The sequence below is a fragment of the Mycobacterium sp. genome, from assembly GCF_049281135.1.
Classification (GTDB): domain Bacteria; phylum Actinomycetota; class Actinomycetes; order Mycobacteriales; family Mycobacteriaceae; genus Mycobacterium.
In genome coordinates this window covers 21,389-31,617 of the sequence record NZ_JBAPRN010000149.1, presented here as the reverse complement: position 1 = coordinate 31,617, position 10,229 = coordinate 21,389, and the positions used below count along the sequence as shown (strand labels likewise).

At 61.2% G+C, this 10,229-nt stretch carries 9 protein-coding genes and 1 pseudogene; 5 read left to right on the top strand and 5 right to left on the bottom strand.

Annotated elements, in window-relative coordinates:
* A pseudogene (locus tag WAN02_RS06320) lies at positions 1 to 185 on the top strand (GNAT family N-acetyltransferase); the annotation flags it as partial.
* A gap of 392 nt (positions 186 to 577) precedes the next feature.
* Here WAN02_RS06320 and WAN02_RS06315 read toward each other — a convergent pair.
* Together WAN02_RS06315 and WAN02_RS06310 are read right to left on the bottom strand one after the other, a co-directional pair.
* Entirely contained in the window at positions 578 to 1,273 is a 696-nt protein-coding gene (locus WAN02_RS06315) for a TetR/AcrR family transcriptional regulator (RefSeq protein ID WP_422263310.1), read from the bottom strand.
* Positions 1,274 to 1,471: 198 nt separating this feature from the next.
* Positions 1,472 to 1,612 (bottom strand): hypothetical protein, encoded by a 141-nt coding sequence (locus WAN02_RS06310; RefSeq protein WP_422263309.1) that lies wholly within the window; start codon positions 1,610 to 1,612, stop codon positions 1,472 to 1,474.
* 741 nt (positions 1,613 to 2,353) lie between these two features.
* On the opposite strand from WAN02_RS06310, the gene WAN02_RS06305 reads away from it, so the two are divergent.
* The 3 genes from WAN02_RS06305 to WAN02_RS06295 all read left to right on the top strand — a co-directional run bounded on the left by WAN02_RS06305 (position 2,354) and on the right by WAN02_RS06295 (position 5,600).
* Positions 2,354 to 3,586, top strand: coding sequence for a cytochrome P450 (locus WAN02_RS06305; RefSeq protein WP_422263308.1), 1,233 nt, complete (start codon positions 2,354 to 2,356; stop codon positions 3,584 to 3,586).
* 344 nt (positions 3,587 to 3,930) lie between these two features.
* Positions 3,931 to 4,668: an SDR family NAD(P)-dependent oxidoreductase gene (locus tag WAN02_RS06300; RefSeq protein ID WP_422263307.1), complete on the top strand. Its 738-nt coding sequence runs from the start codon at positions 3,931 to 3,933 to the stop codon at positions 4,666 to 4,668.
* Positions 4,665 to 5,600 (top strand): TIGR03619 family F420-dependent LLM class oxidoreductase, encoded by a 936-nt coding sequence (locus tag WAN02_RS06295; protein WP_422263306.1) that lies wholly within the window; start codon positions 4,665 to 4,667, stop codon positions 5,598 to 5,600. The genes WAN02_RS06300 and WAN02_RS06295 overlap by 4 nt, the downstream gene beginning before the upstream one ends.
* 49 nt (positions 5,601 to 5,649) lie before the next feature.
* Here the strand turns inward: WAN02_RS06295 and WAN02_RS06290 are convergent, their stop codons facing one another.
* From WAN02_RS06290 to WAN02_RS06280, 3 genes are all read right to left on the bottom strand, one after another.
* Positions 5,650 to 5,940, bottom strand: coding sequence for a hypothetical protein (locus WAN02_RS06290; RefSeq protein ID WP_422263305.1), 291 nt, complete (start codon positions 5,938 to 5,940; stop codon positions 5,650 to 5,652).
* Positions 5,941 to 5,999: 59 nt separating this feature from the next.
* Positions 6,000 to 6,218 carry a TetR/AcrR family transcriptional regulator gene (locus tag WAN02_RS06285; RefSeq protein WP_422263313.1) on the bottom strand — a complete coding sequence of 73 codons (219 nt, stop codon included), beginning with the start codon at positions 6,216 to 6,218 and terminating at the stop codon, positions 6,000 to 6,002.
* Positions 6,219 to 6,794: 576 nt separating this feature from the next.
* Positions 6,795 to 8,303 carry a class I adenylate-forming enzyme family protein gene (locus tag WAN02_RS06280; RefSeq protein WP_422263304.1) on the bottom strand — a complete coding sequence of 503 codons (1,509 nt, stop codon included), beginning with the start codon at positions 8,301 to 8,303 and terminating at the stop codon, positions 6,795 to 6,797.
* A 656-nt stretch (positions 8,304 to 8,959) separates the two neighbouring features.
* Between WAN02_RS06280 and WAN02_RS06275 the strand changes: the two genes are divergently transcribed.
* The gene (locus WAN02_RS06275; RefSeq protein WP_422263312.1) at positions 8,960 to 9,952 is read left to right on the top strand and encodes a phosphotransferase family protein; all 993 of its coding nucleotides are present in this window, start codon (positions 8,960 to 8,962) and stop codon (positions 9,950 to 9,952) included.
* The last annotated feature ends 277 nt before the right edge of the window (positions 9,953 to 10,229 follow it).

The window sequence follows — 10,229 nt, the reverse complement described above, 5'->3', positions numbered from 1 at the left end:
TGGGAACAGCGCTTCTCAGCGACGCACTTGAAGCTCTGCTGAAGGAGGGCGCCCAGGTGGCAGTCATACGCATCGACCCGGATGACGAAGGCGCAGCGAGAATCGTCCGGCGGCTGTCCTTCGAGCAGGAGGAGGAGCACGCCTGCTTCCAGATCGGCGAGTGGGCGGATGCACCGAGCTTTTGACGGTCGGAGCGGGAACACTACGGATTTAGGGCGTGAGCGCTGGCCATCGGTGACCACTGCTGGTTTCCACTCATCGACCCAGTTGCCTACCGAAGGAGTTAACGGGCCGAGTGGCCAATTTCATCTGGCCACCAGCGGGGACTTCTACTTGGCCATTGACAGAAGCAGTTCCACTTCACAACCGGAGGCCTTCCCTGTCACACAGGCTCACCGATAAAAATCGGGACAACCTCCCTGGACATCACAACTAACCCCACCTCCTAACATCGGTGGTGCTGCGGATTTTGGAGCAAGGATCGAAGCGTTAGGCGCGATCCACGCATATCGGTACTCGGGGATTCACCTCCCTGCGGAACTACCTATTCGAGACAGGAATCACGAATGAGTGCTCTTCAGGAAGCCGCAGGCGATGCAACCGGCCATTGGTTGTTCGGCAGAAGGATCTCGTGAGTTGGAGCGGGAGCCGTGTCAGGCACATCCGGGGCAGCGCCGCGCAGAAAGCTGCGGATGGATTCAGCGAAAACACCGGCGGTCGATCGCCGGTTTGCGGCCACCGCCTTTGCAAGGTCTGGCTGTAGCGCGGGATCCGCGTTCCCAAATAACTGCCCATGGTCATCAATGCCTCGCATCGCCTCGCTCAGGGCAGCGCTGATGGTCAACTTGTCGAGGCCGTCAATGACCGTGAGAACTTTGTCGACCGGCACGCCGAGGCTGAACATCAACGCAGCGCTCCGGTTGTATGCCGCGATCATGACATCACGTGGCATGAATTCGAGGAGGATCGGCGCGGCGTTGCCGTGACGAAGGATCGAATCGCGGGCCGCCAAACTCAGGGCGACCTGCCATTCAATCCAATTGGGAACCGAGTTGGGATCAGGATAGCGAACTTCGAGCATGACGGCCCGCGCTACAGCTCGTAGGATTGCCGCCTTATCCTCGAAGTGATGGTAAAGCGACGGCGCCCGCACGTTGAGCTCTCGAGCGAGTCGAGGGAGGCTGAACGCGGCCAATCCCTCGGTGTCGATGATCCGCAGCGACGCCTCTACCACGGAGTCACGCTGGATTAATGGCTTCGACGGACGTGGCATGCCCCTCAGTATCCGTCAGATCTGGTCCCAACGGGTGTTCCCCATCGACCCGGTCTTTCGGGTTGCACTTCGACCCCGAATAACTCACTCACGGCCGCCCCTCCGATTTACCTAGAGACATCAGGTGAAGGCCCAGCCCGATTAAACGCGACACCATAATTCACCCGTCGGCCAGGCCGTCTTTCACAACCTGCAGGGCTATAGGTGCTGGTCGATCCCGTCGACGTCGGCAACCCCCGGCCACGACTGGGCGGCCCGGGCCAGTGCATACAACAGTCGAGGAGCTGCTCTGGCCACTGACTTGTCCGAGCTCAGCAACTCCTCGCAGGGACCGAACATCAGCAGATGCCTAAGTAAGAGCATGCCCATGTTCGGGCACCGTGCGGGCGATGTTGAAGTGGTGCGTCACGATCGGGCTCTGGAGGTCGATCTGGACGTGTCGATCCGATGAACAGCTGAGACGATGTACGGCGTACCAACGGGGTCTCGATCGGAGCCCGGCTCGTCGCAGCGGATGCCCGCCGCCTTCATCACGCCACGGACTGCGCGACTATCAAGTGGCGGTGAATATCTCGCGCAAGTTGCGCAGGTCGACGGAATTATGGTGCCGCCACGAACCGGTTGCACTTGCGCGGACCGGTCGAGTAGGAGCCGCGCGAAGGTCACCTTATCGGTGCCGCGCGATAGGCCGCGGAGAAGAGGATCACGCGGTCCTTGCGCACGCAGATCACGGGCTAACGACACGCGGCTGTGATGGTGACCGTCGACCTGGACTGACACTGCAGTCACGATTCCCCAAGATGAGAAGAGCGCGCCGCACATCAAATGAAGAGCGAGCGTTCGTCGGCCTCACACCACCGTGGCGCCGGTTGCCGCGTTCCTACATCGGCGCTCTGGTGTCGTCAGCGGTTGCATATGGTCGGACACAGGTACGCCGTCTATTCGTAATCCGCCGCATCACGGTTGCGGTGCCGAGGCTACACAACGACGCGGCGAGGGTTGGCACCTGGCATTGACCTCGATCACCTACTGTCTTAAGGTTTACCTCAGGACGAGATGGACTTTTGAGGATGGAATGACGTGACGGCAAGCTTTGCTGATGCTCCGCAGCATCTGATCACCAACTTCGACATCTACGACCCAGCGCTCGCCGGTGACGTCGACGTGCTGAATACGAGGGTCGCTGAGCTTGCGACCATGGGGCCAATTGTGTTTTCCACCGCACACGGCGGTCACTGGATCATCACCGGCTATGACGAAGCGCACGCCGTGCTCCGCGACGCCGATCTCTTCTCGAGTTCCGTTGTCAACTTGGTTGGCGCGGGTGACGGTCAGTTCCTCCCGCTTGAACTTGATCCTCCAGAGCACAACGCATTCCGAAGGGTACTGCAGCCGCTGTTTAATCCTGCGCGCATGAAAGCTCTAGAAGCTGACATCAGGTCGACGGTGAACCGGCTCATCGACGGCTTCGCCAAACGCGGTGCAGCCGAGTTCATCTCCGAGTTTGCCCATGAACTACCCACGGCGGTCTTTCTTTCACTGATGGGATGGCCGGCTGAAGATGCGCCGTTATTCGCCGCGGCTACCGACATCACGGTCTTCGGCAAACCGGGCGCAACCGAGGCAGAGAACGCCGCTGCACGACTACAAGCTGCGCAAGGCATGTTCGAGTATTTCGGACGAGTGGTGGCGGACCGTCGGGCGCGCTCGGACGCCAATGACATCACAACGATGATCATCAACGCACCGTTGGAACTCGACGATGGCCCGCGTGCGCTAACCGATGACGAACTATGTCGAATGATGTTCTTGCTACTCATTGCTGGACTGCATACCGTTCAGGGCAGTCTTGCGTGGACCTTGATGATCCTCGCAAGCCAACCCGAGCAACGGCAACGCTTAATCGACGACGTCAGTCTGGTGCCCGCTGCGGTAGAGGAGATCCTGCGCTACGAGGCGTCCGTGTCAATGGGGCGCCGCGTTGTGCGAGACACCCAGTTAGGCGGACTGCGACTCAAGGCGGACGATCAGTTGTTAATAATCATCGCGGGCGCAAATCGTGACCGGCGGCAGTTCGACGATCCTAGTTCGATCGAACTGGGTCGCACTCCCAACCGGCACTTGACGTTCGGCTCTGGTCCCCATCGGTGCCTTGGGTCGCATCTGGCTCGCATCGAGCTCACCATCGCGCTTGAAGAGATCCATCGTCGAATCCCTGACTACCAAATCGATTTGACCAAACCCACGATCACTCATTCATCGCAAGTTCGGGGCGTACTCGAATTGCCGATCGTCTTCACGCCCGAGAAGTGACCACGCTAGCGCGTCTCTGAGGCGGTCTTGATCATGACGCAGTTAGCAATCGAGCGTCCGCCGTGTGGTTCAGTTGCATCGAGGTAATAGGGCGTTCGCGATGACCTCCATTCTGCTGCACCGGGTTCCGAGGTGTCCTAGGCAGAATCAAATTTCACAAGTACAAGCATGATCTTCGTGGACCGTCTACTAAGCCGTCACGGTATGCATGATCATTTTGCAGTTGCAAGGCAAGCAGTCATGAACGCTGGCGTGCGTCATGAGACCCCTACTCGGAGAATAATTCAATGCCACACGAAGTAAATTTCATCCCACGGCAGTCCCCCCTTAACGATCTGATCGACTTGTCCGGCCGTGTCGCAATTGTTACGGGAGGCACAAGCGGTATAGGACTCGCGATTGCCGAGGGGCTCGTAGATGCCGGCGCCAAGGTCGTGATCGGCAGTCGCAACGCCAGCATCTGCGCATCCACCGCAGTAGCTCTTACACACCGCGGCGGCCACGTGATTGCACTCCCGGTTGACATGGCGGACTTAGATGCTGGTCCGGCCTTGGTCGCTGCTGCTCTCGACAACTTTGGCCGACTCGACATAGTCGTGAACAACGCCGCAACCGCCTCGGGCCCACGTCATGGACACATCACCCCCGAGGCGTTCGCAGAAGTCTACGACGTCGACGTCCGAGGTCCGTTGTTTCTGGTGCAGGCGGCATTGCCAAGTCTGAAGAACGCCCCTGCTGCCTCGATTATCAACGTGATCTCCCAGGGTGCGTTTATGTGGGCCAACACTATGCCTCTCTATGCCAGCGCGAAACTGGCTCTGCTGTCGCTCACCCGTTCCATGGCGGCGACGTTTGCACGCGACGGTATACGCGTAAATGCGTTGTCCCCCGGTCCCATCGAGACGAAGATGATGCGCGCGAATAGTGATCGTGTGCAGCAGTTCATGGTCGATTCGACCCTCATGCGACGTGTCGGGGACCCTCGGGAGATGGTAGGACCGGCACTATTCTTGGCCTCTGCGGCATCGAGTTTCATGACGGGCCAGGTGCTCGCGATCGACAGCGGGATGGTTCCGCTGTGAACCGAGTAACGCCGTTCCGCAGCGTGGACGCCCAATCCCGCCGAGCGACATTTGGTGTCGCGCTACCATTCTTTGACCACCAGATGGACTACGACGACGTCGTTCGGTTCGCGACAACCGTCGAAGCGGCGGGATTCGACGGTTTTTGGTTGGTGGATCATCTTGTCGCCGGACCCACGCCACAGTTCGGATCAGTTTGGTACGACGCACTGACGTTGCTAGCTGGCCTGGCGCCGATCGTCCCGCGGATCACACTGGGCACCGACGTACTCATAGTGCCCTACCGACATCCCGTTCTCGCAGCCAAAGCGCTGGCGACCCTCGACGTGTTGAGCCAAGGCCGATTGATAGTTGGCGTTGGATGCGGCTACCTAGAATCGGAATTCGCTGCACTCGGCGCAAACTATCGGGACCGAGGTGCCGTCACCAATGAATACTTGCGCGTCTGGCAGGCTGTGTGGTCCGAGGAACCCGTCACTTTCGCAGGCGAGCACATCACCGTCGCTACACAGGAATTAAGGCCGCCGACGATTCAGCGCCCGCATCCGCCAATCTGGGTCGGTGGATCCTCAATCTCGGCGCTGCGGCGCGCCGCCTACTTCGGCGACGGCTGGCACCCATTGCACTTAAGTCCTGAGGAATACGGTCATTGCGTAGCCCGGTTGCAAGATCTCCGTGACCAGCTGGGCAAACCGATGCCGGTCCTGTCCTATAGCGGTCCAATGGGCGCCGTGACGGCAAAACCTATTGACAGATCGGATCGTCGTCGCCTGACCGGCAGCGTCGAGCAGATCCTCGAGGATGTGGGCTTGCTGAAAGATCAAGGTGTCGTTAACTTCGTCTTTCGACCGGGAGGCGCCGACTTCAGCCCCGACGAACTCCGCGAGCAAACGCAGCGGCTTGGCGGCGAAGTGATCCCCCACGTGCGTTGAGAGTCCGGCGAGCGCTAGGCAACAGGCAGCAACTTGCCTGGACAAGCGGTCATGGGCTCCCACTGGGTGAAAATGATGAAAGCGACGTCGTTCGGTCGTCGTGGCCGTGACGGTTGCCGTCGAGGTCCTCGTCGTATGAGTCGTCCAGGGGCGCCCAATAGACATAGCTCGCCAGCATCGCCACCAAAGCGCCTGCGGTCGTCCGAGGATCGATGTCGAGGTGGGCAACCCCGCGTTTCTGCAAGGCGACAATCACTTTCTCGATGCGCGTGACATGGTGTAGGCGTCCACTGATACGGAATTCGTGGACATCTGGATCGGCGGAGGCTGCTTGTTCCATGGGGGCCAGAATGCGTGCATTCTCGCGGTGTGTGCGAAGGTAGCGCCGGTTCGCGCTGTCTAGATAGCGAGGGTGTGACCGGGGATGTCGTCTGGCGCGTGGGCGACCGCCGCCATGATCAGCTCGTTCACCTGATCGATGGCTTCCCGGAATGCTTCGCGCTTCGACGGGAAATAAGTGTAGAAGCTGCCATGTGCGACACCGGCTTCTAGCGCGATGTCCGCCACCCGGGCATCCATGTATCCGTCGCGCTCGAAGACTCGACGGGCTGCAACCAGAAGGCTCTGGCGCGTTTGTTCGGATTTTTCGTCAACCGTGCAGCCGCTTTGACGCGGCGGTCGGCACCGACGCCAGTGGGTACGTGTCCGCCGCGCGTTACGGGTGTGGTGCCGTTGTTTCGCTCCGGCCAGGGCTTGGAGACAGCGGTCTCTTTCATCGGCCCGACCTTACCGCCGTAGCACCCGCATCCGATGTCTCTCCTGGGCTCATCGGTCCAACAGGGCGGGTTGCCGTGGGACGTCGTCGCTGGTCAAACACACCGGCCTCCAGCCAACTCATAAGTTGGTGTCGGCAGCAGCATCGCGAATTGGTACTACTTGGCCGCCGTCGGCGGCAGCGGCGCAGCGCTCGTCGGTGGCAATTCGACGATGTCGACCGATCTCGTGAATTTTGGGGTGCCGCCGGCTTTCGGCAGCGATGCGATTCTATTGGTGCTGATGCTAATTCGGGCGGCGGAGACGGTACCGAACCCGTTCTTCTCACGGATTCGGGCAGCTAAGACAGCGTCACCGCGAGGCAACTCTTGGAGGTGAGGCCAAAATGAACGGAACTCAAGGGTCGCAGGAGCATCTCACTCATGATTGTGCTGACGTGCTGGCTGCGTTGAGTTCGTCAACAAGCTCGCGGCGCATTATCTTCCCGGTCGCGTTCGTGGGAAGTTTTGAGCGAAACACGACGCGGTCCGGCGTACGGGAGCCGCGAAGCTGGGTGCGAACGTGGGTGCGCAGATCCTGCGGATCGGGATCGGTGCCGGGTGTCGGAACCACGACGGCGACGATGATCTGACCCCATTCCGGGTCCTCGGGACCGACAACCGCGCAATCGCATACGTGCGGGTGTTCGACGAGTACATCTTCAATCTCGGCGGGTGCGATATTCTCGCCTCCGCGGATGATGGTGTCGTCAGATCGCCCGCCGAGGAACAGGTAACCCGCGTCGTCGAGCATGGCAACGTCCCTCGTGGGGAACCAGCCATCGGCGTCGAGCACGGAGCCGAGACCGGTGTACCTTCCCGACACCTGATCGCCCCGGACGAACAGCTCGCCGGTCTGACCTGCCGCGAGGACGGTGCCGTCCTCGCTGCGGATCTGCACCTCGATCCCGGGCACCGGATGACCCACCGACGCGAGGCGGCGCAGCGCCGCATCCTCGTTGGCGGCCAGCGCGGCCCGATGGTCGTCGGGGGTCAACACTGCGATCGTCGAACTGGTCTCGGTGAGACCGTAGGCGTTGACGAAGCCGACCCCCGGAAGAAGGGATAGCGCTCTGTGGACCAGTGGAAGTGCAACCTTGGAACCTCCGTACGCGAGTGTGCGTAGGGTAGGCATTGCGATCGTGTCGCTTGCCGCCTCCTCGAGCAGTCCGACGATGCGATTCAGCATCGTGGGCACCACGGTCGCAGATGTGACGCCTTCGGCACCCACCAGGCGGACCCACTCGAGCGCGTCGAAGTGCTTAAGATAGACCATCTTTCGCCCTGCAAACACGTTGGATAACGCCGCGCCGACACCAGCGATGTGGTAGGGCGGCACACAGATGAGGGCGGCGTCGCCCGGATCGGCGGAGTCGAACTCCACGGTACCGGTTACGTAGCTGGTGAGGTTGTTATGGGTAAGTTCGACGGCCTTGGGCGCCGCGGTGGTGCCCGAGGTGAAGAGCACCACGGCGACCGAATCCGGGTCGGGGAATTGTGGGATGTGTCCAGCTGCCTTGGCGGCGTTGACGAACTCCGTCGAGCTCATCATCCGCCTGCCGTCGACCACGTCGCGGTACTCGTCGTCAACCACGATGAGGGGATTGGGCAGTCGGGCGATGAGCGCCCGCAGAGCCTCGGCCGACAGGCGGTAGTTCAACGGCGTTACCGCGACACCTGCCCTGGCGGAGCCGAATAGCAGCAGCGGCAGCATCTCCCCGCCGGCGCCGACGTAAGCCACGTGCTGCGCATCCGATGCGGCGATCACGCCTGCCGCGCCGTCGGCTAGCGCACTCAATTCCTTTGCGGTCCAGCGTATCTCACCCGACACTAGTGCGGGTCGGTCGGGGTTGGTTGTCGCTGCCATCTCGAGCAGCAGGGCGATGCTCACAGCTCCTCCGGGAAGAGGACCATAATCGGGCTCCGTGCCTCGGCGACGCCACAATCAGTTCGACTCATGCTCACACGTCCTCCGTTGCGGCGACGACGAAGGACGCTGGCTGCAACCGCCGGACAACCACATGACTTTGCACACGACCTCCCAGACAAGCGCACGTGCTGGCATGTTGAGCACCCATCCGGTGCGAAAACCTACCACCATTAGCGACTAATGCGAACCACTTGACCCCGGATGGACGTTTGCCCGGGTTTGCCTCGGCCGGCATTGGTTCTGATCGAATCGTCGGATACCCCATCTCAATCCAATGCTTCGCCCGCTTCAGATCTCGATGATCATCGGCGGGGGCGTCGTTGCCAACAACATCCGAAGGGCAATAGGTTACTTCCAGTCGGGCCGACTGAGTTACGGATGCGTACGAGACGACGACCCCGGCGAGCCATCCCCCTTGGGTGGGACGGACGAGGAACACTACTGATCCTGGAGATCGCGATGCGCTTCACTACACCTATCGACACCGCTCGACCCTGTCGCCCAGCCCGGCCCCACGCATGTCTGCGAGTGGACAGTTGACCACGCTACTGAACTCAGACGATGAAGGTTCGTCGGCTGAGCGGCCGGCGATCGACGCGGCAGCCGTGTCGGCATGGATGACCGACCACGGACTTGGCGACGCACCACTCAACGACGTCACCTTGATTGGTGGCGGAACCCAGAATGTCCTCGTTCGGTTCGAGCATGGCGGCCGCACCTTCGTGCTGCGCCGCGGCCCGATCCACCTAAGGCCCAAAAGTAACGCCTCAATCATGCGCGAGGCCCGCGTGCTGCGCGCGCTCGAGCATTCGGCAGTCCCCCACCCGAGGCTGATCGCTACCTGCGCGGACCCGGCAGTGCTTCATGGGGCGGTTTTCTACCTGATGGCGCCGATAGACGGATTCAACGCCAGTATCGAACTGCCCCAGCTCCATGCGAGTGACCCGTCTATACGGCACCGCATGGGATTGGAACTGGCCGACGCCCTCGCAAAACTCGCCGAAATCGATTATGAGGCGTGCGGTTTGGCCGACTTCGGTAAGCCGGCGGGATTTCTGGAACGACAGGTGCCGCGTTGGCTTGCCGAGCTCGAGTCCTACAGGACGTATCCCGGGTATCCAGGTACTTACCTCCCCGGCGTCAGGGAGATCGCCTCCTGGTTGCTCCAACATCAGCCCGCAACCTTCTCGCCGGGCATCATGCACGGCGACTTCCATGCCGCCAACGTGATGTTCTCGCGCAGTGGTCCGGAGGTAGCCGCCATCGTCGACTGGGAAATGTCCACGATCGGCGACCCGCTTCTAGATCTCGGGTGGTTGTTGGCCACTTGGCGTCTTCCGGGAAACCCGCGAGAAGTTGGCGGCGAGCTCGGCGGCACAACGGGGTTGGCAGACGCCGACGAGATTGTCGCGCAATACGCGCGCGTTTCCTCCCGCGACCTTTCTTCCATCCCGTGGTACACCGTCCTGGCCTGTTTCAAACTCGGTGTCCTGCTCGAGGGCACCCGCGCCCGCGCCTACGCCGGCAAGGCACAAATGGACGTGGGTCAGCGCCTCCACGAGACTGCCGTTGCCTTATTCGAGCGCGCAGCAGACGTCATGGCCGCATAAGGCTGGTTAAGCTGGCGGGTGGCAGTTGGGTCCGGCACTTCCCCCGGCCCGGCCGCCACGTCGCGCGCGAGCTAGCGCGTCGCATCCGGAAAGGTCAACCAGTGCAGTCGATGCCGACTGCAGGACCAGACGTCCGACCCCCGACGACCGAACTGGTGGGAGGAACAGCGCGGATCGCGTGAGTTGCTCGACTGCTGATAATCGATTGGCACCGCACCCGCATTCGCTTTTCGACATGCATGTCGTGTACGCATGAGCCAAGCGTCGGCCACACGGA

Excerpts from the sequence above, each read along its gene's own strand:
- WAN02_RS06315 (WP_422263310.1), bottom strand. The coding sequence starts at position 1,273 with ATGCCACGTCCGTCGAAGCCATTAATCCAGCGTGACTCCGTGGTAGAG.
- WAN02_RS06310 (WP_422263309.1), bottom strand. The coding sequence starts at position 1,612 with ATGTTCGGTCCCTGCGAGGAGTTGCTGAGCTCGGACAAGTCAGTGGCC.
- WAN02_RS06290 (WP_422263305.1), bottom strand. The coding sequence starts at position 5,940 with ATGGAACAAGCAGCCTCCGCCGATCCAGATGTCCACGAATTCCGTATC.
- WAN02_RS06275 (WP_422263312.1), top strand. The coding sequence starts at position 8,960 with ATGACCGACCACGGACTTGGCGACGCACCACTCAACGACGTCACCTTG.